This window comes from Cytobacillus gottheilii (assembly GCF_001636345.1).
Lineage (GTDB): Bacteria > Bacillota > Bacilli > Bacillales > Cytobacillaceae > Cytobacillus > Cytobacillus gottheilii.
This window is the reverse complement of the sequence record NZ_KV440945.1, coordinates 2,511,782-2,535,429: the sequence shown is the minus strand read 5'-3', so window position 1 is coordinate 2,535,429 and position 23,648 is coordinate 2,511,782. Positions and strand designations below refer to the sequence as shown.

Below are 23,648 nucleotides of genomic sequence, written 5' to 3'. Positions count from 1 at the left end.
ACCGCAGGAGAAGTAAGGGATATATCCAATATACTATACAAAAGCTTAGAGATTAAGGGGTCAGGATAATGGACGGTATATTCGGGAATCAATATGAGACATATCCTTTTATAGCTTATTCGGCATCACATATTTTTATGGTGATTTTTTTAGTAATTGGCATAGTAGCGTTATATTTTTTTCGTGCAAAATTGAGAGAGTTTGATAAAGGAATCAGGCTTTCTTTCTTTGTCATATTATTTACACTTGAAGCAGGTTATCATTTTTGGCTGTATTCGACAAATCAGTGGGAAAGCTCGATTGCCCTGCCGCTTCAGCTTTGTTCAATCAGTCTGATGCTTTGTTTAATTTTACATCTCACGAAATCTAAGATGATGTTTCAATTTGTCTATTTTCTTGGTGTAGCGGGAGCCTTAATGGCTGTATTAACGCCTGAACTGTTTTTAGGCTTTCCCCACTTTCGTTATTTTCAATTTTTCATCACCCATATATTTATTATCTTAACAAGCTTTTACTTTATCTTTGTTTTAAAATATAAGCCTACGGTAAAAGGCTTAGTACGTTCTTTTATCTTTTTAAATATTTGTGCAGCTCTCGCCTACTATGCGAACAAATTGACAGGCGGGAATTATATGTTTTTATCCTATAAGCCATCTAACGGATCCTTACTTGATTACTTTGGTCCATATCCGTGGTATATTCTAGTTTTAGAAGCAGCAGCATTCATATTCTTCGCTGTCATCCTGCTTCCTTTTTATGCATTACAACAAAAAGCGAGGGATAACTCATGAATAAGCTGGGAATCGATGCTGGTGCCACTTTTATTAAATTGGCCTATGAAGAGCATGGAAATTTTCATTATAAAAGATATCCTATTGAGGAAGCAGATTCTCTTTTTAACTGGATCAAGATGGTGTCTCCTCATGCAGATGTTGTTCTGACAGGGGGAGGAGCCGGTGGGCTTAAAAGGAACTATTTCCCGGATGCTGAAGTAATTGATGAGTTTTCTGCTGCAGCAGCAGGGGTAAAAATACTGCATCAAATACCGGAACCTTTTCTTTTGATTAGCATAGGCACAGGGACTTCTATTTTGCATGTAGAAAAAGGGACAGCCGAACGTGTTTCAGGTACGGCAATGGGTGGAGGAACCTTCCTTGGGCTAGGAAAGTTATTAACTGGGAAAACCGTTTATAAAGATCTTGTAGATCTTGCAGTTAAAGGGGATCGTAAAAAAGCTGACCTTTTAGTCAGTGATGTTTATGATGGACAGGATCAGGCACCGCTTTTAGGTGAGTTGTCTGCCAGTAATTTTGCAAAGGCATTTAACGATGAAATAAATGAAAGTGCTAAAATGGCAGCACTTGTTAATATGATCGCTGAAACGATCTATTTGCTTGTTATTGCTGGTTCAGCGCAGCAGAAGCTTCCCATGGCGTTTATTGGAGCCGGTGCTTCTAATCCTGCATTACGGAAACAGCTTGAAATGTATGCAGAAATGTTCGATTTTAAAAGTATATTCATTGAAAATGGAGAATACAGCGGTGCTGTTGGAGCGTTGTATTTTTAAATTTTACATATTGGTAAGCGGGTGGCAGCATTGAAGAGATTTTTTACAATTGGAATGGCAGGACATATTGATCATGGAAAAACAACGTTAACAAAAGCATTAACAAATGTGGACACGGACCGGCTAAAAGAAGAGAAAGAGAGACAAATTTCGATTGAGCTTGGATTTGCTCCTTTATATGAGGACGATGACCTGCAAATTTCTGTAATTGATGTTCCAGGTCATGAGCGTTTTATCCGGCAAATGATAGCCGGTGTAGCGGGCATTGATCTTGTTGTGCTCGTTGTTGCAGCAGATGAAGGCGTGATGCCGCAGACAAGAGAGCATCTTGAAATACTTGGTTTCCTTGGTATTAAGCAGGGGATTGTTGCGATTACGAAAATGGATCGCGTTGAGGAAGAGTTTATAGAGCTTGTACAGGATGATATTAGAGAAGAGCTGGTTGGAACTGTCTTTGAAGGTGCGCCTTTCATGTTAACGGATAGTCTCTCCTTAAAAGGTATTACAGAACTGAAAGAAAAGATTATTTGTACACTGAAAGATCACGACACACGTGATGTAAAAGGTGAATTTCGTCTTCCGATTGATCAGGTGTTTTCTGTTAAAGGGCAGGGAACCGTAGTACGAGGGACTGTTTATGAAGGAGCAGTAGAGGAAGGACGATCACTTACCATCTTGCCAAAGGGCTTAGAAGTACGCGCCCGCCAGCTTCAGGTTCATCATAAGCAAGCATCAGCAGCATTTGCTGGTCAGAGGGTGGCGATTAATCTGGCTGGAGCTGCAAAAGAAGAGATACAGCGCGGAGATGTTCTTGTTTCTTCAGAGCATTTTGCAGTGACACGCACGATTGATGTGAGTATGAAGGTTGTTGAAGATTTGGAGTATATGGTGAAACAGCGGATGCCAATTAAATGTCATATTGGCACTGCAGAAGTGATGGGCAGGATTGTCTTTTTTGATCGAAATGATCTAACAGAGGATCGTGAGGAGATTCTTTGTCAGCTTCGACTTGATGAAGAGATTGTGGCCAAAAGAGGAGATCGCTTTATTTTAAGAAGACCAAGTCCTCAAGAGACAATAGGGGGCGGATGGGTGATTGACCCTAATGGCCGTAAATATCGATTTGGTCTTGGCACCATTGAGGAACTGGATAGGAAAAAGATCGGCACACCAGAAGAGCGGATTATTGATGTATTAACAGAAGAGAAATGTTTGTCTGTGGGAGAGCTGGTTCTGAAAACTTCCTTAGATGAAGAAACGATAAAAGAAATACTGCAAAACGAGCCTTTTGTCCAGGTAAATAAAAGTGATTACACATTGAAAAAACTGCAGCTTTTCATTGAGGAAGAAGTCTATGATCAACTTAACGATTTTCATCAGGAGCATCCTTTAAAGCAAGGATTAAAAAAGGCAGAACTGCTGCAGTCATTTCAGAATCACTATCCGAAATCATTGGTTGAATTTGTTATAAATAAAGGGGAAGAAACAGGGGTTTTTATTCGCAATGGCCAGTTTATCCGTCATCAGCATTTTAATCCTCATGTGCCATCCAATTGGCAGAAGAGGACAGAGAACATGCTGCTGTCACTGCAAAAGGATGAATTGCAGGTTGCTTATTTTACTGACTATTACAATACTGCAGGATTGCCGGAACATTTGCAGGGAGACTTAAAGAAGTTCCTCCAGGATACAGGAGAAATTGTTCCATTGGATGATGTTTTTTACTTGCATGGAATTCACTTCAGAAATGCAGTTGAAAAGCTTAAACAACAAACAGCCGATGTGTTTGATGTTGGAGAGGCGAAAGAAATCCTGGGACTTTCCCGGAAATATATGATTCCTTTTTTAGAAAGACTAGATTCTTTAGGAATGACTTATCGGGAAGAAAATAAACGAGTCTGGAAGACGTAAGACTGAGCTGGGGAATATGTCTCCAGCTTTTTCTTTGTTGCTTAATTCCTATTTTTATCAAGGTTGTTCGGTCTGGATCTTCTTTTTTTATAAATTACATGCACAACGTTTATAAGTACGAGCAGCAATGAACCTGACAAGGCACCAAGTATATAGGCTAGGCTAGGACTAACGATTGAGCTTCCAATGATACTGCCGATCAGTACCATTAGCGCTGCTTGACTCATTCTCCATTGTGAAGTTTTCTTCTCCATTTTATGTGCTCCCTTCCTGTAATCCTTTCTATGTTAGTTAATCTTGATCTGTAAAGATCTTTAATGCTCCTACCAGGATGACGACTGGAAATATTACGTAAACGAATCTTAAAACGGGTATCTCTAAAATAGCACTAATAAATAAGAAAGGAAGACCAATCATTGTGGTCACTGATAAAAATCTCGTATAGCGAATCGCTGAATCTGATACTTCTGGATCTTCTTGATACATCCACCGTTTACCAACTAACATGCTTTCTTCAGGCTCCAAATACATCCAAATTAGAAAGCCGTATACTGGAATCGATATGACAACGGTGAAAAAAATGGTTGTAAACATAATATCCTCCTTCAATGAGATCTGTTCAATATCCTTATCTTACTTTACGTTTTACGAAATAAAAGGTTTCTAATTGTCTGAAAATGTTATTAAGATATTCAAGTTTATCCGGGTTTTTCTATTTCAAACAATATATTTTACAACTAATACCGTTTATTAGATGATATAAGAAAGAATAAAACAACTATGCACCAAATTAAAAAAATCTTTTTCCTGCCTTTATGGGGAAACTAGTATTTCAGCACACTGTTATCATCTTGGAAAAATTTATATATAAGAAGGTTTTTTTAACATAATCATCTTTTTACATTCATTTAAGAAAAGAGGAGAGGCATGAAGTTAAGTGTTTTGGATCAGTCAGTACTAAGCAGCGGCAATACCGCACAAGAAACATTGCAAAATACAACAGCATTAGCACAACTGACAGAACAGCTGGGGTTTGTGCGATTTTGGGTAGCGGAGCATCATAATTCAGACGGGATTGCAGGTACTTCACCTGAAATTCTGATTGCTCACCTTGCCGCACATACAAAAAAGATCAAGATAGGTTCTGGAGGAGTTTTACTGCCTCAATATAGTGCATTTAAAGTAGCAGAGAATTTTAAGGTTCTTGAGTCCTTATATCCGGGACGCATCGACCTGGGGATCGGCCGTTCACCCGGCGGAAATGCAGAAACGAGGCTCGCATTAACGGATGGTATACGAAAAAGCTTGAATGAATTTCCACGTCAAGTGAGGGATCTGCAGTATTATTTGCAGAAGCAGCAAAAGTTAAATAGTGAAGAAGTACTAGCATACCCACTTACCAAAACAGTGCCTGATCTGTGGCTGCTTGGTATTACCCATCGAGGAGCAAGACTCGCAGCAGAATATGGAACAGCCTTTACATTTGGTCATTTTATTTCACCAGTAAATGGAAAACGAGCCACAGAGTATTATTACAAACATTTTCAGCCATCCCCGCTTCTGGACAAACCTCAGGCAAACATATGTATTTTCGTTATTTGTGCCAATACCCAAGAGGAAGCTGAAGAAATGGCATTAAGTCAGGACATGTGGCTGTTATCGATTGCAAAAGGAGAAAGCACGAAAATTTTAAGTCCAGAAGAAGCAAGAAAAAAAGTGCTTACAGCTGAAGATTATTCGATCATAAAAGAAAACAGAAAACGAATGGTTATCGGGACAAAAGACAGGGTCCGACAACAACTCTTACGGCTTAGCGAACTGTATCAGACAGAAGAATTCATGATTATTTGCAATGTTTATTCCTTTGAAGACAAAGTGAAAAGCTACGAACTAACAGCAGAATTGTTTTAACAAAGCTGTTTTTGAGAGATGAAAATTCAATTACTTCTTTCATTGCGCTGCAACTCTCGCTTTTCGAGCGGAGGAAGCTGCGCCTATTCAGCAAGCCTTTGGGACTCACTCTTTCCTCTACTTCCCTCAAGAGTCGAGTGTACTCCGCTCCATCAAACCCGTTTTAAGATTAGGATCGATTTGATGTTTATTAGAATTAGCCAGGACAATTATTTACCAAAAGTTTCATGCGGAAATATTTCATAAATAATCATCCATTTGTCATTTGATTTTCCTCTGGTATTTTGTTTTATAGGTCTATTTACTTATCTATAATGGTATTTAGTAGATTAGTTAGATAAATATAGTTATTTATTCTATTTTTGCTAATCTAACCACATTTTTCTCATAGAGTTCAAGCTTGATTTTGAAATACCATAAAGCTAAGAAATAGGACTCTAGGAGGAAGCAGCATGAAGAAACATCTTTTAACCATGGCAGCAACAGCAGGTTTTGTGTTCGCTGGACTTAGCGGACAAGTTAGTGCAAGTGAAAATAACTATCAAGTTTCTGCAGGTGATACTCTTTGGAAGATTTCTGTTTCACAGCAAGTATCTGTGCAAAATTTAATTGCCTGGAATCAATTATCAAATGCAACTATTTATCCAGGACAAACTTTATCTTTGGTTGATCCAAATAGTCAGCAGAATATCGCTACAGAGTATACCGTAAAATCTGGAGACAGTCTTTGGTCCACTGCATCTAAGAATGGTCTAACTGTTCAGCAATTAATGAGTTATAACCAATTAACTTCTAATACTATTTATGTTGGTCAAAAATTAAAGCTTTCTGGCACATCATCCAGCCCAATTATAAATGCCGAGGGAACTACCTATACGGTCAAGTCAGGGGATACATTATGGAATGTTGCTACTCGTCATGGGATCACAGTTACTGCCCTTAAAGCAATGAACAATATGACAGCAGATACGATCTATGTCGGTCAAGTTCTGAATATTAAATCTTCTCCAGAAAGCACAGATGTTTCAAAAGTTTCACAAATCATTACAGAAGCAAAAAAACATATTGGTGTTCCATATGTTTGGGGAGGCACTTCACCTGCAGGATTTGACTGCAGCGGATTTATTCATTATTCCTTCTTAAAAGCTGGTGTAACTATTCCAAGAACGGTTGAAACCATTTGGGCTGCGGCAAAGACGGTAGCAGCCCCAAAGGCAGGGGATTTAGTTTTCTTTGAAACGTATAAAAAAGGTCCATCACATGCTGGGATTTATCTGGGCAATAACGAATTTATCCATGCAGGATCTTCAACAGGTGTAACGATCAGCAGCATGAATTCAACTTATTGGAAGCCGCGTTACTTGGGAGCTAAGACTCCATTTTAATGAAAAGAACTAGTTTAATAGCAATTTGAACATCCTTCATCATATTGACAAGCATTTTTGTTGGTTTGCTGCCGTGAAATCATAGTTTTCGATTTGGAGAGTTACTTTAAAGGATTTAAAGTTATTTTTTATGAGGAAATTGTAGAAGGAAATGTATTGAAAAAAGGATAGAGTTATTATAGGTGAATGATCATCTATCCTTTTTTCAGCTTTGTACATGGCATTTAAGTAAAGATACGCGAAAATTTATTTCCTCCATCTGCTTTTCCAGCAAACGGCTTCTAATATAAACTGTTTATCCTGATCACTTAATAACCTCCAGCTGCCAGCTCTAATTTTCATGAATATCATCCTTTCATGAGTAATGGATTGCTTGTACCAGTATAATACCTCCATTTAAAACGGCTGAAACAACAAAAATATCTGCATTTTCTGACTGTTTTCTTACTGAAATGTCGAATGGTGAACCAGTAACAGTAAAACAAAAACCTAAGACCCTCAAATGGTCTTAGGTTTTTGCAATCTGCTATATTATTATTTCTTATCTTTAAAAGCTTCCTTCGCGTCGCCCCAGGTTTCTTGAAGCTTTCCTTTTGCTTTATCCATGTTGCCCTCAGCTTCTTTTTTCTCATTGCCTGTTGCTTTACCGTATACACGTTTTAGTTCGCCTTTAAGTTGATCTTTATTGCCTTCCTGTTGATGATTATTCATGTCGAATACCTCCTAATAAGTTGTCTATTATTCTATTCCCATATCATTTCGTATTTAAACAGAACCTTTCTATACTTATGTGCGTCTATTGTTTGGTACAATTTAATTCAGCGATGATGACTTAGGAGGAATAACGAGTTTTGAAGATAGCAAAAACGTTTAGATTATTAGTGGTGCTGCTAATTTTATTTACTGTTGGCTTATTAATCTATCAATATAGTACCGTGCCGAAAGAGGATGTACCGCTTCCTGATGGTCTGCATCCAACTGTATCCTTAAAAAAAGATGAATTGGTGAGCTTAGCAGCAGATAAAGGTATTCAAGTTGTGATTACAGCAGATTTTCGAAGCTATGAAGAGCAGAATCGCCTTTATGAGCAAGGACGCTCAACATCAGGAAATATTGTTACAAATGCAAAGGGCGGTGAATCCTACCATAATTATGGATTGGCCATTGATTTCGCTCTTATGACAATAGATGGGCAAGTGGTTTGGGATATGGAGTATGATGGAAATGGCAACGGAACTCCAGATTGGGATGAGGTTGTATCCATTGCTAAGGATTTAGGTTTTTCCTGGGGCGGAGATTGGCGGAATTTCAAAGACTATCCTCATTTTCAGATGAACTTCGGATTGTCGATTTCTGAATTGCAGCGAGGGAATAGACCGCCAGAATAATTCAATTAAGAAAGGAGAGAGCGTATGATTTTAGGTGCTTATTTATTATTATTAGCTGCTATTGTATCTGAAGTGTTTGGTTCATCTATGCTAAAGTTATCAGAAGGCTTTAAACGTATTGGTCCTGTTGCAGGTGTCATTGGAGGATACGGAATTGCCTTTTATTTACTTTCACTTACATTGCAGTCCCTCCCGTTAGGACTGGTATATGCAACTTGGAGTGGTCTGGGAACGATTTTAACGGTGTTAATTGGTGTGCTTTTCTTTAAGGATCGTTTAAACAAAAAAGCAATAATGGGTATTGTCCTTCTTGTCGCAGGACTCGTGCTTATGAATGTATCAAAATAGGAGATGAAACGTATGAAGGGAATGTATTATTTAGCAGGTTCTATTATTTTTGAAGCTTTTGGAACGACGATGCTAAAGCTGTCTGATGGTTTTACCAACCTTCTGCCATCAATTGGTGTGGCAGCTGGGTTTCTTTTGGCGTTTCTGCTTTTAAGCTACGCCTTGAAGACAATGAGTTTATCTGTGGCTTATGCGACCTGGTCTGGTGTAGGAACAGCTTTAAGTGTCGTCATTGGCATTTTGCTGTTTGATGAAGGCATTAGTGTTATTAAAGCAGCAGGTGTTTGCCTAGTGATCGGAGGAATCGCCCTCTTAAATACAGCAACACAGGCTCAGCCGGCAGGAAAAGAAGTGGAATAAGACAACCGAGTTTGCTCATAATGTTAAGAAAAATGGCAAAGGATGCTGCAGAAAAAATGTTTAAAAATAGCAATGTACTATTTGTAGTAGTACCCTTTTCTGAAGTTAAACGCTTTCTGATTTTGGAAATGGGTGTGGGTACTGGAGTTTACTATGCCTTTGAAGCTGTTTTTTCAAGCATTCTTGTGAGTATGACTGGCACAATGGCCATTACGGAGGGTTTAAAAAGGGGAATTCCTTTTATGAGAAAAAAGTGTTATCAACTTCATTATAGGAAATTCTCACGTCAATGGGGGAATGTCTTTTGAAATCCATTAGTTTAAGCATGATTGTGAGAAATGAGGAAGCAGTTATTGAACGCTGTTTGCAATCTGTGTGTGACCTTGTTGATGAGATTATTATTGTTGATACTGGATCAACCGATCAGACTAAATCGATTTGTTCTAAGTATACAGATCAAATTTTTGATTTCAAATGGGTTGATGATTTTGCGGCGGCTAGGAATTATGCATTTGCTCATGCAAACTGTGATTATATCTTATGGCTCGATGCCGATGATGTTGTCAGAGAAGAAGATCAGCAGCGTTTTCAAAAGCTTCGTCAAACATTAAATACTGAAATTGATGCTGTATCTATGATCTATCACCTTGCCTTTGATTCAGAAAATCATCCAACCTCCAGTTTAAGACGGTATCGGCTTGTAAAGAGGGAAAAGGGCTTTAAGTGGGTGGGGGCAGTACATGAATATTTAGCCGTAAACGGGAATTTGTATGACAGTGAAATAGCTATTTGTCATTTGCCGCTATCTCATGATGCAGATCGAAATATAAGAATTTATGAAAGAATGCTAGATGAAAAGATTAATTTTACACCAAGGGATTTATTTTATTATGCAAATGAACTGGTTGACCATGGTCAGGCTGAAAAAGCGATTGAGTATTATCTGCAGTTCTTATTGACGAAAAATGGCTGGCTGGAGGATAATCTCCGTGCATGTCATAAGCTCGCAGATTGTTTTCATCAATTAGGGAAAACAGAGGAAGCAATTGGGGCCGTATTACATGCGCTCACCTATACATCACCTCGTCCGGAGACATGCTGCAGACTTGGCTTTTCTTTTATGGAAAAAGGAGATTTTCAATCGGCTGCTTATTGGTATGAACAAGCTTTAGCAAATATAGATGATCCTAGTGCTCCTTTTTATAACCCTTCCTTTTCTACATGGCTGCCGCTGCTGCAGCTGGCGGTTTGCTATGACAAGCTTGGTGATACTGAAAAAGCAAATGAATATAACGACCGCGGCTTAACCTTTCGTCCCAATGATGAACGGCTGCTCGCAAATCAGCGTTATTTCAAAGAACTCCTTCAGCCTAAAGAGGTGTGAGTGAAATGAAGAAAGTGTTATTGGCCAGTCCTGTTTGTCAAAAGCCCCAAATTCTGAATGAGTTTTTACAGTCTCTAAAAGAGTTAAATATGGTTGATATACAGTCTTTTTTTCTGTTTGTGGACGACAATCATAACATTGAATCCTCTCAAATTCTTCGTGAATTTTCTACTGAAAATAAACATAGCATGATTTATAAATCCAGTGGCGCAAGCGAGGCATTTATTTGTGATGAAATCACACATTATTGGCAGGATCATCATATATGGAAGGTTGCAGGATTTAAAAATATGATGATTAAAAGTGCAATTGAAAATAATTTTGATTATCTATTTCTGATTGACTCTGACCTAGTCCTCCATCCTCAGACTATTCAACAATTACTATCATCAAATAAAGATATTATTTCAGAAGTTTTTTGGACGAAATGGAAACCTCATTTACCCGAAATGCCTCAAGTATGGCTAAGAGATGAGTATGAATTGACCAAAATACAGGCAAAATTTTTGACTGAGAACGAAAAAAAGATTCAGGAACATCGATTTATTTCACAATTGCATCAGCCAGGCATATATGAAGTGGGCGGTTTAGGTGCATGCACGTTAATTAGTCGAGATGCACTGCTAAAAGGTGCTTCCTTTGCGGAAATTTCAAACCTATCTTATTGGGGAGAAGACCGTCATTTTTGCATTCGAGCAGCAGCCCTTGGTATTCCGTTGTTCGTTGATACTCATTTTCCAGCCTATCACATTTACAGAGAAGAAGATTTACAAGGAGTGGCAAGCTTTAAGAAAGCAAAAATGAAATTAATGAATGAGAAAAAAGAGGATTTGATCTTTACCTCTCGCTTCTTTAAAGAGAATGATAATAGCAGCGAAACCTTTGTGTTTAAATTGCCCGATAATTGGTGGAGCCGTTACTATGAATATGAATGGGCGACTCAGTTTATAAATGATCATGATGTTTGTTTGGATGCCGCTTGTGGCATTGAGCATCCATTAAAATTTTACATGAGTGAGAATTGCAAAGAAACATATGCGTGTGATATCGATGATCGGGTTTTAAATCATGATTTAATGATGCAAGAAATGCAAAGAGTATATGGTGAGGATCCCGGACTTGAAGCGATCCATTTTGATAAGATTCATTTTCAGCATGCAAATCTGATTCATCTTCCGTATGAGCAGAAAAAGTTTGATAAGATCTTTTGTATTTCAGTACTGGAGCATCTGCCTAAAGGCGATATTGCCAGAGCACTCAAAGAATTTAACACTACTTTAAAAGATGATGGACTTATTATTTTAACTTTTGATTTCCCAACGATAGAACTTGATTATTTAATGACTTGTATCAAGGAAGCAGGATTAGCTTTTGCCGGAGAGGTTGATACAAATTTATATGAATATAGTTTGCATACCACAGATTGGGGCGGATTATGCTGTTTCCGGGCGGTGTTGCGGAAAGAAAAGTCCATTGCAAGATTTCAGTACAAAGACTGGTGGGAAGCTAATTATGCAGAAGGCGGAACATCAGGTTTAGGATCATATGGGGAACTTGCAGAGTTTAAGGCAGATGTGGTGAACACTTTTATTGAGGAGCATGAGATTCAAAGTGTTATAGAATTTGGCTGTGGAGATGGAAATCAGCTGCAATATATGAATTATCCAGTATACCAAGGGTTTGATATTTCAGAATCAGCGGTTCATATGTGCAAAGAAAAATTTAAAGATGATGAAACAAAGAGTTTTATCCATTATAATCCCGAATTTTTTGATGCTAGGTCTGTTAGTGCCGACCTCGTTGTATGTTTGGACGTATTGTATCATATCATCGATGAAGAAGACTTTCAGCGGACGATAACACATATATTTAACTGCTCTAATTCTTATGTGATCCTCTATACGAGAATTACCAATGAAATTGAGGATGAAATTGCACCTACTATTAAAGACCGGGATATTCTTAAACGCCTTGAAGCGTTTGAAGCATTTACCGTAATTGGGGTAATAAAACAAAAGTATCCCAGTCTTTCATCGGCAGATTTTATTTTATTAGAAAAGAAATGTATGGATTAGTAACTACAAAAAAACAGGACACTGCCTTAGCAGTGACTGTTTTTTTATTCTCAATTTTTCTGGATTATTTCCCATTTAAAAAAACAATAAAATCTCTAACCAAGAAGTCAATTGAAATCAGTCGCTATGCCTATAGCAAATCATAAAAACAAGCATATTTTAATAATTAAGCGGACAAGAGTAGAAAACAAGTAAAAATGACAGATATGCAAGGAGTGAAAAGATTTGAAAATCATGACCATCTTAGGGACGAGACCGGAAATCATTCGTTTAAGTCTCATCATTAAAAAGCTTGATGTGCTTGCGGATCAGCATGTTCTTGTCCATACAGGTCAGAACTTCACAGAAAACTTAAGTGATGTCTTCTTTAAAGAATTGGGTATCCGTAAGCCAGATTATGTTTTCTTGAAGAATCAGCATTCTTTAGGCAATCAACTGGCTGTCATATATGAAAAGTTAGAAGAGGTTCTGATTGCCGAAAAGCCGGATAAGATTTTAGTGCTAGGCGATACGAACAGCGGTCTTAGCGCAATTCTGGCTGAAAGGATGGGGATTCCTGTTTACCATATGGAAGCTGGAAACCGATGCTTTGATCTCGAAGTACCGGAGGAAAAAAACCGCAGAGTAATTGATGCAATTTCATCTATTAATCTTCCATATACACCGCAAAGCAAGGAAAACTTAGTGCGTGAAGGTTTTCCGCGCCACAAAATTTATGTGACGGGAAATCCAATTTTTGAAGTGCTGAAATCTTACGAAAGTGTAATTGATTCTAGTGAAATTTTACAAGACCTTGGACTTGAGAAAAGTGACTATTTTCTCGTTACTACACATCGAGCTGAAAATGTAGATGATAAACATCGGTTATTTGAGATTTTAGAGAGCTTAAATATGATTGCTGAAGCATATCAAAAAAGAGTAATTTGCAGTATTCACCCTCGGACAAGATCTAAACTGGAAACACAGGAACACTTTAAACTTCACCATCTTGTTGAATTCCATGAGCCATTTGGATTCTTTGACTTTGTGAAGCTTGAAAAGAATGCCTATTGTGTCTTAACAGATAGCGGCACAGTACAAGAAGAGTGCTGCTTATTTCATGTGCCGGCAGTAACGGTGCGCAAGACAACAGAAAGGCCGGAAACGATTGCATGCGGAAGCAATATGCTATCTGGTCTGGAAGCATCGCAAATATTCAATTGTGTAAAAGTCATGACAAGTCAAAGTAAAACCTGGAGTTTTCCAGATGGATATAGTGATCGGAATGTATCAGATAAAGTAATTAAAATATTGCTAGGAGGATTCGACCGTGTACAAAGATAAAGTTATTTTAGTTACTGGAGGTACTGGCTCGTGGGGCTATGAGCTTGTTTCCCAGCTATTAACCTATGATCCCAAGGAAATTAGAATACTATCCAGAAATGAATCCAATCAATTTACAATGAAGCAGGAGTTTAATCATCATCCAAAACTTCATTTTATTATTGGGGATATAAAAGAGAAGGATTCTCTGATTTATGCCTGCCAGGGTGTGGAATATGTTTTTCATTTAGCAGCATTAAAGCATGTACCTGTCTGTGAAGATCAGCCGATGGAAGCATTGAAAACGAATGTGATTGGCACTCAAAATGTGATCGATGCTGCCATAGCCTGTCATGTGAAAAATGTCGTATATATATCAACTGACAAGGCATCAAATCCATCAAACTTTTATGGTCTATCAAAAGCGATGGGTGAGAAGCTGATCATTCATGCTAATACGTTGAATACGGAAACAAAGTTTGTTTGTATTCGCGGCGGAAATGTTTTAGGAACAAATGGAAGTGTAATTCATGTGTTTAAAAGACAAATTCAAGAGCAGAAAAAAATTGGGATCACCGATATGAAAATGACCCGTTTTTTCTTAACGGTTCAAGAAGCGATTCAGCTTGTGTTTAAAGCTGTTTCAGAAAGTGTTGGCGGCGAGATCTTTGTTATGAAAATGCCAGCATGTAAGATTATTGATCTTGCAGAAATCTTAATTGAGAAAAGCGGAGAGGACGTTGATATTGAAATTTTAGGTGTCCGTCCCGGTGAGAAAATTCATGAGCTGCTATTATCAGAATATGAAAGTACGATGACAGTTGTTTATGATGAAGAATATTTCGTCATTCTGCCTTCTATTTATATTGAAGGAGTCAAAGATCGCTACAAAACCTTCAGCAAGGTTAATCTTGAAGAATACAATTCTGGCACAACCTTAATGACGAAAGCTGAAATTAAGCAGATGCTTGAGGAAGGCGGGTTTATTGAATGAAGCTGTTAGTTTTTGGCGGAACAGGAATGGCTGGCCATATGATCATCCGCTATTTCCAGCAGCAACCAAAATATGAAGTATATTATACGACAAGAGATCAGACAGATTCTAAAGGAATATATGTGGATGTAACAGACTCAACGAGTGTCGAGAAAGTAATTGAGACGGTGAAACCTGATATTAGCATTAATTGTATTGGGATTCTCAATGCACATGCAGAACGGGAAACAAAGCTTGCTTTCCAGGTAAACAGCCTTTTGCCCCACCAGCTTGCCAAACTCATGGAAAGAAGTAATGGCAAACTGATTCATATCAGTACGGATTGCGTCTTTTCAGGCAGTAAAGGAGATTACACTGAAACAGATCCGACCGATGGAACATCCATCTACGCTCAATCCAAGCAGCTTGGAGAAGTGTTCAGTGACAGGCATTTAACGATCCGCACTTCTATTATTGGTCCAGAATTAAAAGAGGATGGCATTGGACTATTCCTCTGGTTTATGAAACAGCAGGGAACCATCAAAGGCTTTGAGAAGGTAATGTGGAATGGCGTTACCACACTTGAACTGGCCAAAGCCATTCATTATATGATTGAAAACAATGTCTCCGGACTCTATCATCTAGCTTCATCACATAAAATATCTAAACATGAACTCTTGACGATGATTCAGGAAATCTACCAAAAAACAGATGTAACGATTATACCGGATCAAAAAATGATTCAAGACCGATCCATTCGGAATACTAGAACAGATGTTGGTTATCAGATACAGGGGTACCGTGAGATGCTGGAAGAGATGAGAGGGTTTTAGGGGACAGGTTCCTTGACCCAAAATGGGTTTAAGAGACTTTGGCATATTGAGTCAATTCGAATGATTAGGATATGATCCATTCCTAATCATTCGTTTTTTGTTTTTAATCATAATTGTAAGTACCCGTGATTCCACGAAATATAGAGGAAAGGGAGAGAGCCTCAATGAGCGGCCAGTAAAAAAATAGTACTAGCTCTGTGATCCAGAGAAAGAGAAGGCTTGGAATGAAATGGAAACGCCTTATTTAATTGCTTAAGTATTACGATTTAAACGAGAAACTAGACACAAAAACTTAAATGTTTGGAGACAGTGAGTAAGCGAGTGATATCTTGCTGAGACAAAAACCTTCCTATAAACATGGATAAAGTGAAAAATTAATGAGCTTAACTATGTCGATCCATTTTTATTTGAAGGTTTTGAAACTTTAATTAACCAGTGTACAAACTCATATAAAACAACGAATAGCAAGACCGAAATAAAATTAAACGAGAATTGAGGACCTGCGCCTTTTAAAAGATCGAGGATAACAAATGCAGGCAACATTAAAACAAACAGGAGAATAGGACGTTTCCACATGTTCAAGCTCCTTTCAAGAGTAAAGATAATTCTGACAAATAATGTTATCATAATTAATTAGAAAATAGAATACTGAACCAGGAAATTGAGGAGTGAAGTATGTGGATCGAACGAAGATTAGGGTTTATTTCAAATTATATGCAGATGTTTTTTCAATAGAAACAGTCACAGAAAGGTTAGGGATAACTCTAACAAGCATCATCAAACAGAAACGATTAATGAGTTGAAAAGAGACCTTTGGATTAGAATGCAGATTTGCCATCTTGATCGAAATGAATGCTGGGTATACACCTGGTTTCCATTTGGATATTCCAGTTATTGAATTTGCCAATACAGTCGGGGCGGATTTTGACATTGGTTTATACGCCAATCCTTACCTGGATGAGTGTAATGGATAAATTTATACGGTATAAATGAGCTTTAAGTACTTATTAGCGTTATAGAGTGGTGTTCTAGCGTTTTATGTTCCGAAAAAAAGAAAACCGCCCTTAGCTGGACGGTTATTATTGTTAGAGGAATTATTCGTCACTTAATAAGAATGCTTGGAACTAACTCAAGGTAACTCCTTCAAAAAGCTCTGCCCAATGAGTATCATTTCCATCCCAAATCTCGTCATTAGGCATTTCGGCCACTGTGACATTTGGGATATTCCAAAACTGTTCGCTCATGGTTTGCACTGGTTTATGATTGACAACTAACAATTCAAAATCTCCGCTGCATTTCTGCGCAAGGATTTGCTGAAGAGCTTCAATTTCCTCTCTATTTCCTTCTGTTCGAATAAATAAGATTCGCTTGCTCGTTTTCAGCTTGTTGTTGAAACGAGCGATGCGGCGATCGTATTTTTCTTTCACTAGATCGTACCCGCCCAGCTGTTGCAGGGAGTTTAGATCAGTTTTAAAATCATGGTTAAAGCCAATATCATAATAGGAATCCCAAACATAAAGATCAGTAGAGGACAGGTATTTTACGGGCTGTAAATGCTGGAAATTTAAAAAATTCTTAAAATCATTGGCGATTAAAGAGTTGATGTTGGACAAGTTTGGCGACCCAACCCAATCAAGCACACCTGAAAAAGGCCGCAGCTGAAACTTGCGAAGCTGCATACTGGCAAGACAGAGATGACCTAAGCTAAATGTTGCATCATATTTGCCTTTTATTTGTTGAAAACGCATACGTAATCACCTTCTTTCCTGTGGAAATAAATTAAAATCATTCAATTTGCATAGACCTGTACGCTGCTTTTAATCCTGCTTTCATATTCACCTCTGGTTGCCATCCTAGTACGTGAATGGTCTGCTCATTGTTTAAACAGCTATGCTCAATATCGCCTGGGCGGCTATTTGTATAGATCAATTTTGCCTCTTCCGGATGGAGCTCTGTTAAAATGCCCGCAACCTCTTGAATGGATGTTGGTTTACCAGTGCTGACATGAAGGGTTTGTCCATTCCCGTTCACAACAGCCGCCAAATTGGCACTAACTACATCCTTTACAAAAATGAAATCTCTTGTTTGCTTTCCATTTCCATGAAGTGTTAAAGGCTGTCTATTTTTTAACTTATTTAAAAAAACAGCCACAACTCCGCCTTCTCCTTTTGGCGTTTGGCGCGGGCCGTAAACATTACCGTAACGCAGAATTGTAGTGGGTAATTGATAGAGTTCATGATAAATACGAATGTAATTTTCAGCAGCAAGCTTTGAAAGCCCATAGTAAGAAATAGGCAAGGCAGGATCTTCAATCGAAATCTTATCCTTGTCCAAATTGCCATAAACAGCAGATGTTGAGGAAAAAATTATTTTGCAGCCGCCAGCTTCACGGCAGGCTTCAAGCATATTGATTGTTCCAATAATATTGACTTCAGCATCATGCTGCGGGTTCTTAATTGAACGTGACACATCCGCTTGGGCTGCAAGGTGGAAAAGAACGGCAGGCTTTTCTTTTACAATAAGCTCCTTAGCTGAGGAACTGCAAATATCCAGATGATGAAATAGAGCACCGTCTGGAATGTATTTTCGATATCCTGAAGATAAATTATCAATTATATGGACTTCATAATCTAGCTTTAACAGTTCTTCTGCCAGCTGAGATCCAATAAAACCTGCACCACCTGTTACAAAAGCTTTCTTCAAATCAATCAGTCTCCCTCTTTTTTTCCAGTATATGTTTGCTCTCCTATACTGGAGTGGGAGAGAGACCTAGTAATGGGAAAAACAGGCTGCCTAAAAAATGAATATCTAGATATTCAAATTAGCTGTAATCGCTTCTGCATAAAGACCAAGCAAATCCTCTGCTTCAGCTTCAGGATCCCAATGCTGATAGGCCCAGTCACGTGCACGGACTCCCACATTATTTCTGTAGTCATCATGCTCTAATAGATAAGCGATATGTTCACATAATGCTTCTGCATTTGCTGGCGGCACCAATACTCCGGTCATGCCATGCTCCATCATTTCCGGCACACCGCCAACTTCGCTCGCGATGACCGCTGTTCCGCTTATTTGTGCCTCAATGATCGAAAGCGGCTGATTATCAAGAAGTGTAGGATGTATTAATAAATCTGCCTGTGACAAGAGGGAAGGTATATCCGATCTGTTTCCGATAAACTGAATGACATCATTTAAATTCATAGTGGATACTAGCTGTTTGTATTCTTCGCTCTGTGGTCCATCACCGGCTATCCAGCAAATCCAATCGTTTCGTATGGTATTTAATTTATTTAGTGATTCTATTAGATAAGGAACACCTTTGAAATCATTTAGCCTTCCGCTATATAAAATTAACTTTTTATCGGCTGGTTTACTTAATTGAGACGGGATTGCCTGCATTTCTATAAATTTTTGAATATCATAACCATAATGCCGTTTGGTTACTTGATTGACATCTACCCCGTATTCATTACAAAGTTTTGAAATCATCCATTGATTAGCAAGAATTGTTTTATAAGCAGCTGATGCCCCATTATGTTCTAACTGGTTAAGATATTGACTGGCAAGAATAGATACCCGATCCTGTTTGCCGTGATAGAAACTTTTTTTGATTTCATCGGCAACACAGCCATGTAAAGTAGCGATGTGGGCAGTACCCACAGGTTTGATTTGGCCAAATACATATGATGAAAGGACATCCTGGGTATGAATTAAATCATATTGTTCAAGATCCATTTGGCTCATTGCTTTTTTATAAAAATCAATTTGATTTTCATAAAATGCAACGATTGGATCGATATAATGATGGACGGGTTTTGGGATAAAACTCATTTGCGATTTTTTAATCTCTTTACCACTTGAAATAAAGCAAATGTGATTTGCTTTTTTGCCATATCCTCCAATTTCAACCTCATGACCCCTGTGTTCAAGCTTCTTTTTTAATTGATTCATATAATTCCAAACACCGCCCAGATGAGGAATTTCCCAGAAAGTAGCTAATAAAATCTTCAAGTTAATCACTCCTTTTAAAATTTATAATATGGTATGTTTTCTTTCGGCAGGAATGTCGGCTATGTAGCTTATAAAATAGAAGGAGCAAGCAAATATAGCTTACTCCTATATAACTATGGTTTAGTTTGAATATGCTGCAGCACTAAATGATTCAGGTCCTACTCTTGTCGGTGCAATTGCCACTCCGCCAGGGATGCTAATATATGCCTGGTAAACTAAGAAATTATCTGGTGCAGGCGGGTTAAAATCTGCTCCGCTTAATGAGATAACAGTTCTGGAAGCAACACCTAAACCAGCAACAGCCAGAGTTGGTGCAGCAGAGTACACAAGTGTACTTACTCCACCTGAAACGCGATAAATTTGTATTGTAATTGGCTGCAGTAAAGATAGTAAGGATGTTACTGTTGCCGTAAAAGCAAATTCCACACGAATGGGTCCTGCTGCTCCAGTTGTGTTTAATCCAAGTGAACCAAAAAGTGCTGGGGTTGTTGTAACTGGAATGGAAATAGAGTCACTAAAGCTAGCATTTTGTGAGGTTTGCGCATCTAAAAAAGTTCCCATTTCTATTCACCTCCTTTTGTACATGCTTTATCCTATGTTTAAAAAATCAAATGGTTTGGACAAGTGTAATATGCTATATTGCTTTTCAATTCCTTGCCGGTCAGCCCTCAACAAACAGAGGAAGATACATATTCTATTAAAAAATGTCATGAAAGGATATGTAGTATGCATAAGGAGCGAGGAATGACGAAAAGGGGAAAGGAAACCATCCTCATAACAGGAGGAAATGGGTTTACTGGGAGACATGCCTGTCGTTACTTTGCCGGCCAGGGATTTCACGTTGTTAGTGTGGCGAGAAGTGTAAGTGACGAAAATCATGAGATTCAGAGAGAAATTTGTGAGTTAACGAATGCAGAAGAGACGAGTAAATTAATTCAGAGAATTAAACCAGCGTATGTCTTGCATTTGGCTGGCCAGAGCAATGCTGGGGAATCATGGAGTCAGCCTGTTACCTATATGGAATCAAACGTGATGGCAACTTTATTTTTATTAGAAGCAATTCGTAAGCATTCGCCAAGCTGTAAGGTCGTAATAACGGGATCCATCTTGCAATATCCTATAAAAGAAGAAAGCCTGCCCCCGCATCCGTATAGCTTAAGTAAGACGCTGCAGGTTTTTGCTTCAAAATCATGGGCAAATTATTATGATTTGAATATTGTCATCGCAAAGCCGACCAATTTAATTGGACCAGGACCTTCTACAGGAGTTTGTTCCATACTTGCCAAGCGTGTTGCTGAATTTGAAAAAACAGGAAATAATGAGATTTTAACAAATATGGACCTGCAGGCCAAGCGGATATTTTTAGATGTAAGGGATGCTGTTCGGGCTTACCATCAGTTATTCATAATTGGAGGTCAGGGACGTGAATACGACGTTTCCTTTGGTACAGAAGCGTCAGTAGGTGAGGTTGCATTTATTTTATCTTCAATGTCTAATGTGGATTTTTATGTTCCTGATGAAAAGCAGGCAATAAAATTTCCATTGCAATTAATGAGTGGCAGTAAGGAACTTAATTGTACAAGCAGCATAACTTTAGAACAGTCACTTGCAGATACATTGGATTATTTCCGAAATTTATAGAAGGACTAAACCGTTGTCCCTTACAAAAAAACAACTATAGCATATGATCTATTATTAAAAAGGGATAAACGAAGATCACTTATATAGAGGAAGGAGAAGCAGATGGGACCAAAGGTGTCTATAATTATTCCATTTTACAATTGCTCATATATTGATCAAGCTATTCATAGTGCATTGAACCAAACTTATCAACATGTTGAAATTATTGTCGTAGATGATGGTTCAACTCAACATGTAGAAAAAATCATTCCATTTCTGGATCGTATTCGTTATTTTAGAAAAGAAAATGGCGGAACAGCAACAGCTTTAAACCATGGAATTGCCGAAGCTAGTGGAAGCTATGTAGCTTGGCTAAGCTCTGATGATTATTATCTCCCTGAAAAAATAGAGAAACAACTATCGTTTATGCTGGAACGAAATGCAAAAGCGAGCTTCACCAATTATGATTGTGTCGATGAAAATAATCAGGTGTTAACACAGTTTACGGGAATGAGCTTCCATAATACAAAACAAGTGGCTGAATCATATCTTAAATACAATACGATTAATGGATGTACAGTTCTTATAAATCGGAACGAGCTTATTACATTTGGAAGCTTTAATCCAGCTTTCCGATACACACATGATTACGAAATGTGGATCAAAATGCTCGCATACGGAGTCGATTTTCATTATCTGGATGAAAACTTAACAAAGTTCAGGCAGCATGAAGAATCTGGAACAGTTAAACATCAAGATCAGATGCGTGCAGAAATGCAGGTCATCGAACAAACATACCGCCCTATATTGTTGAATAGATTAAAAGATTTGTAGGTAAATCAGAGACAAACTTTTTATTCAAACGCTTGTATTGGTTTATATGTATATTGCAATCCTGTTTGCAGTCCAATTCATAACGGATTTGGGCTGCATTTTTTTATGTTATATTAGGGCTTCGTCTAATGACTTGAAGAAAGTGTTGTGTTGGTGCTGCTGGAAGTAGGGATGTGTGCCGATAAGCAGGTAGGTGGTTATTTGTAAAAAACTATATCTTATTCCATATTAGAATTATATATTTTTATATTTTCTTACTGAGTAAGGCAACTTTAGGTATATGGGGTAGGAATCAGAGTGAAATAAGCGGAGAAATTACTCTTAATCTATAAAAAATGGCTAAATAAGTAAATATAAGGGGAAAAATTCCGGTTATCACCTCTGTAAATAGCAAATTTTCAGGCTTATATTAAAATAAGCGTAAAAGCTCTGCTTATTTTGATGAAAATTCGGGTGATTTCACGAAATAAAAGGAATTACTCCCTTTAATTTTTAATCGGCTATATAATTTCTTAACTAATTATCTGCTTCTAAAAGTGTGCCAGGCTAAAAACGTAATAGTCACATAAAAATACAAATAAAAAGCAGACATTATGATGTCTGCTTCAACCTTACTCTCCAGTAAAAGATTAAACCTTAAGTCCAAGTGATGATAGCATTTGGCAGAAGTTTTCTGCATAAATCTTTCTGTTAAAGTTTTCTTTCACAAATTCAAAGCCATTCATGCGAATGCTGTCACGTAAAACGGTATTACTCATTAAATCTTTTGCTTCCCTTACAGCCTCAGCAATATTTCCGATTGTATAGTATTTGCCGGTAACATTGTGAAAAATGGATGTTCTGACCCCATCAGAATCAGTTGTAAGAACAGGACAGCAGCAGCTCAATGCTTCTAGCGGAGAAAATGGCGCTCCTTCTACTTTAGAAGTCATACAATAAAATCCTCCAGAATCACCAATCCTTGAAAAATGCTCCTTCATTTCTTGATTTGGTACATTTTCATAGATATGAAGTACTTCTTCTAGATGAAGACGCTTGACCATTTTTTCAAAAGCTCTTCGCTCATCAGGTGTGCTTAGAGATGGATCTTCATACATATTTACCTGAAGACTATTACCAATCAACCGATGAAGCTGAGAGGCAATTAATAAGAACTCACGCCAGTTTTTGTTGTCTTCGATTCTGCCAATCCAGGCGATGATGGGACCAGTACTCACTTGCCCAGGAACATACGAAAAATGCTCCGTATCAAAGCAATTATTAAAACTGAATTGTGGAATTTCAGGAAATATCTCATTCATCAAATCAACAATATGCGGAGTTTTGGGGTTTAGTAGTGCATCGCAATATTGACGGACATCGTCCTGATAACGCAAGAAAAATTCCCTAGCTCTTGTCTTTGGTCCATAACCTTGAATTTCAATAATTTTTTTGCCTTTAAAACCGAGTGAATCTAATCGCTGTAATGCTGTGAAATCAGAAACAATTACCGCTGCATCGTAATTTCCATTATCTAAGATTTTTTTGATTTCGTTGTTGTCGTCTGTGATATATACAGGTGCACCGTGGTCGTTTAAGTAGTGTCTTTTGTTTGTATAATATAGAAATTCGGCTTGTATGCCCCGTTCCTTCAATGCAACACTTCTTTGTCTGTTTAATGTATCAATTCCGCCGCTCGGCACATAAAACATAAATAAAACCTTCACAATAACCCTCCTACTCATTCACTTCTCCTTTATAAGTATG

25 protein-coding genes are annotated in these 23,648 nt (G+C 37.9%); 17 read left to right on the top strand and 8 right to left on the bottom strand.

Annotation, left to right across the window (positions count from 1 at the left end):
- The first annotated feature begins 68 nt into the window (after window positions 1–68).
- From A6754_RS12240 to selB, 3 genes are read left to right on the top strand one after another with little or no spacing between them, the layout of a single operon-like run.
- A complete protein-coding gene (locus A6754_RS12240; RefSeq protein ID WP_066445849.1) occupies window positions 69–791 on the top strand; it encodes a YwaF family protein in 723 nt (240 codons plus the stop codon).
- Window positions 788–1,567 (top strand): acetate and sugar kinases/Hsc70/actin family protein, encoded by a 780-nt coding sequence (locus tag A6754_RS12235; RefSeq protein ID WP_066445845.1) that lies wholly within the window; start codon window positions 788–790, stop codon window positions 1,565–1,567. The genes A6754_RS12240 and A6754_RS12235 overlap by 4 nt, the downstream gene beginning before the upstream one ends.
- A gap of 30 nt (window positions 1,568–1,597) precedes the next feature.
- Entirely contained in the window at window positions 1,598–3,478 is a 1,881-nt protein-coding gene (gene selB / locus A6754_RS12230) for a selenocysteine-specific translation elongation factor (RefSeq protein ID WP_082851678.1), read from the top strand.
- A 41-nt stretch (window positions 3,479–3,519) separates the two neighbouring features.
- Here selB and A6754_RS12225 read toward each other — a convergent pair whose 3' ends face one another.
- Together A6754_RS12225 and A6754_RS12220 are read right to left on the bottom strand one after the other, a co-directional pair.
- The gene (locus tag A6754_RS12225) at window positions 3,520–3,732 is read right to left on the bottom strand and encodes a hypothetical protein (protein WP_066445842.1); all 213 of its coding nucleotides are present in this window, start codon (window positions 3,730–3,732) and stop codon (window positions 3,520–3,522) included.
- A 37-nt stretch (window positions 3,733–3,769) separates the two neighbouring features.
- Window positions 3,770–4,072 (bottom strand): DUF6199 family natural product biosynthesis protein, encoded by a 303-nt coding sequence (locus tag A6754_RS12220; RefSeq protein WP_066445839.1) that lies wholly within the window; start codon window positions 4,070–4,072, stop codon window positions 3,770–3,772.
- A 333-nt stretch (window positions 4,073–4,405) separates the two neighbouring features.
- Between A6754_RS12220 and A6754_RS12215 the strand changes: the two genes are divergently transcribed.
- A complete protein-coding gene (locus tag A6754_RS12215) occupies window positions 4,406–5,389 on the top strand; it encodes an LLM class flavin-dependent oxidoreductase (RefSeq protein ID WP_066445837.1) in 984 nt (327 codons plus the stop codon).
- 452 nt (window positions 5,390–5,841) lie between these two features.
- Window positions 5,842–6,774, top strand: a complete 933-nt coding sequence (locus A6754_RS12210; protein WP_066445832.1) for a C40 family peptidase — start codon at window positions 5,842–5,844, stop codon at window positions 6,772–6,774.
- Between the two features lie 534 nt (window positions 6,775–7,308).
- On the opposite strand, the gene A6754_RS12205 is transcribed toward A6754_RS12210, so the two are convergent.
- Window positions 7,309–7,485: a CsbD family protein gene (locus A6754_RS12205; RefSeq protein ID WP_066445829.1), complete on the bottom strand. Its 177-nt coding sequence runs from the start codon at window positions 7,483–7,485 to the stop codon at window positions 7,309–7,311.
- Window positions 7,486–7,625: 140 nt separating this feature from the next.
- Between A6754_RS12205 and A6754_RS12200 the strand changes: the two genes are divergently transcribed.
- The 10 genes from A6754_RS12200 to A6754_RS23210 all read left to right on the top strand — a co-directional run bounded on the left by A6754_RS12200 (window position 7,626) and on the right by A6754_RS23210 (window position 16,411).
- Window positions 7,626–8,162, top strand: a complete 537-nt coding sequence (locus tag A6754_RS12200) for a M15 family metallopeptidase (RefSeq protein ID WP_066445825.1) — start codon at window positions 7,626–7,628, stop codon at window positions 8,160–8,162.
- Window positions 8,163–8,189: 27 nt separating this feature from the next.
- Window positions 8,190–8,510, top strand: a complete 321-nt coding sequence (locus tag A6754_RS12195) for a DMT family transporter (protein WP_306806939.1) — start codon at window positions 8,190–8,192, stop codon at window positions 8,508–8,510.
- A 12-nt stretch (window positions 8,511–8,522) separates the two neighbouring features.
- Window positions 8,523–8,870, top strand: a complete 348-nt coding sequence (locus A6754_RS12190) for a DMT family transporter (RefSeq protein ID WP_066445819.1) — start codon at window positions 8,523–8,525, stop codon at window positions 8,868–8,870.
- 20 nt (window positions 8,871–8,890) lie between these two features.
- The gene (locus A6754_RS12185) at window positions 8,891–9,178 is read left to right on the top strand and encodes a hypothetical protein (RefSeq protein WP_066445817.1); all 288 of its coding nucleotides are present in this window, start codon (window positions 8,891–8,893) and stop codon (window positions 9,176–9,178) included.
- A complete protein-coding gene (locus A6754_RS12180; protein WP_066445814.1) occupies window positions 9,175–10,254 on the top strand; it encodes a tetratricopeptide repeat-containing glycosyltransferase family 2 protein in 1,080 nt (359 codons plus the stop codon). The genes A6754_RS12185 and A6754_RS12180 overlap by 4 nt, the downstream gene beginning before the upstream one ends.
- A gap of 5 nt (window positions 10,255–10,259) precedes the next feature.
- Window positions 10,260–12,329, top strand: coding sequence for a methyltransferase domain-containing protein (locus tag A6754_RS23215; protein WP_066445811.1), 2,070 nt, complete (start codon window positions 10,260–10,262; stop codon window positions 12,327–12,329).
- Between the two features lie 225 nt (window positions 12,330–12,554).
- Complete coding sequence (gene wecB, locus A6754_RS12170) at window positions 12,555–13,652, top strand: non-hydrolyzing UDP-N-acetylglucosamine 2-epimerase (protein WP_066445803.1); 1,098 nt, start codon at window positions 12,555–12,557, stop codon at window positions 13,650–13,652.
- Window positions 13,639–14,625 (top strand): polysaccharide biosynthesis protein, encoded by a 987-nt coding sequence (locus A6754_RS12165; protein WP_066445793.1) that lies wholly within the window; start codon window positions 13,639–13,641, stop codon window positions 14,623–14,625. The genes wecB and A6754_RS12165 overlap by 14 nt, the downstream gene beginning before the upstream one ends.
- A complete protein-coding gene (locus tag A6754_RS12160; RefSeq protein WP_066445791.1) occupies window positions 14,622–15,437 on the top strand; it encodes a dTDP-4-dehydrorhamnose reductase family protein in 816 nt (271 codons plus the stop codon). The genes A6754_RS12165 and A6754_RS12160 overlap by 4 nt, the downstream gene beginning before the upstream one ends.
- 848 nt (window positions 15,438–16,285) lie before the next feature.
- Complete coding sequence (locus A6754_RS23210) at window positions 16,286–16,411, top strand: hypothetical protein (RefSeq protein ID WP_371806977.1); 126 nt, start codon at window positions 16,286–16,288, stop codon at window positions 16,409–16,411.
- A gap of 150 nt (window positions 16,412–16,561) precedes the next feature.
- On the opposite strand, the gene A6754_RS12150 is transcribed toward A6754_RS23210, so the two are convergent.
- The 4 genes from A6754_RS12150 to A6754_RS12135 form a co-directional block, all read right to left on the bottom strand.
- Window positions 16,562–17,185, bottom strand: a complete 624-nt coding sequence (locus A6754_RS12150; RefSeq protein ID WP_066445785.1) for a DUF1796 family putative cysteine peptidase — start codon at window positions 17,183–17,185, stop codon at window positions 16,562–16,564.
- Between the two features lie 37 nt (window positions 17,186–17,222).
- On the bottom strand, window positions 17,223–18,140 hold the full coding sequence (locus tag A6754_RS12145) for an NAD-dependent epimerase/dehydratase family protein (RefSeq protein WP_066445780.1): 918 nt from the start codon (window positions 18,138–18,140) through the stop codon (window positions 17,223–17,225).
- A gap of 105 nt (window positions 18,141–18,245) precedes the next feature.
- Complete coding sequence (locus A6754_RS12140) at window positions 18,246–19,448, bottom strand: glycosyltransferase family 4 protein (RefSeq protein ID WP_066445778.1); 1,203 nt, start codon at window positions 19,446–19,448, stop codon at window positions 18,246–18,248.
- A gap of 120 nt (window positions 19,449–19,568) precedes the next feature.
- Window positions 19,569–20,009, bottom strand: coding sequence for a hypothetical protein (locus A6754_RS12135; RefSeq protein ID WP_066445777.1), 441 nt, complete (start codon window positions 20,007–20,009; stop codon window positions 19,569–19,571).
- A gap of 183 nt (window positions 20,010–20,192) precedes the next feature.
- On the opposite strand from A6754_RS12135, the gene A6754_RS12130 reads away from it, so the two are divergent.
- Together A6754_RS12130 and A6754_RS12125 are read left to right on the top strand one after the other, a co-directional pair.
- Window positions 20,193–21,089 (top strand): NAD-dependent epimerase/dehydratase family protein, encoded by an 897-nt coding sequence (locus tag A6754_RS12130; RefSeq protein ID WP_066445771.1) that lies wholly within the window; start codon window positions 20,193–20,195, stop codon window positions 21,087–21,089.
- Between the two features lie 102 nt (window positions 21,090–21,191).
- Window positions 21,192–21,902: a glycosyltransferase family 2 protein gene (locus A6754_RS12125; protein WP_066445768.1), complete on the top strand. Its 711-nt coding sequence runs from the start codon at window positions 21,192–21,194 to the stop codon at window positions 21,900–21,902.
- Window positions 21,903–22,531: 629 nt separating this feature from the next.
- On the opposite strand, the gene A6754_RS12120 is transcribed toward A6754_RS12125, so the two are convergent.
- A complete protein-coding gene (locus tag A6754_RS12120; protein ID WP_066445765.1) occupies window positions 22,532–23,608 on the bottom strand; it encodes a glycosyltransferase family 4 protein in 1,077 nt (358 codons plus the stop codon).
- Between the last annotated feature and the right edge of the window lie 40 nt (window positions 23,609–23,648).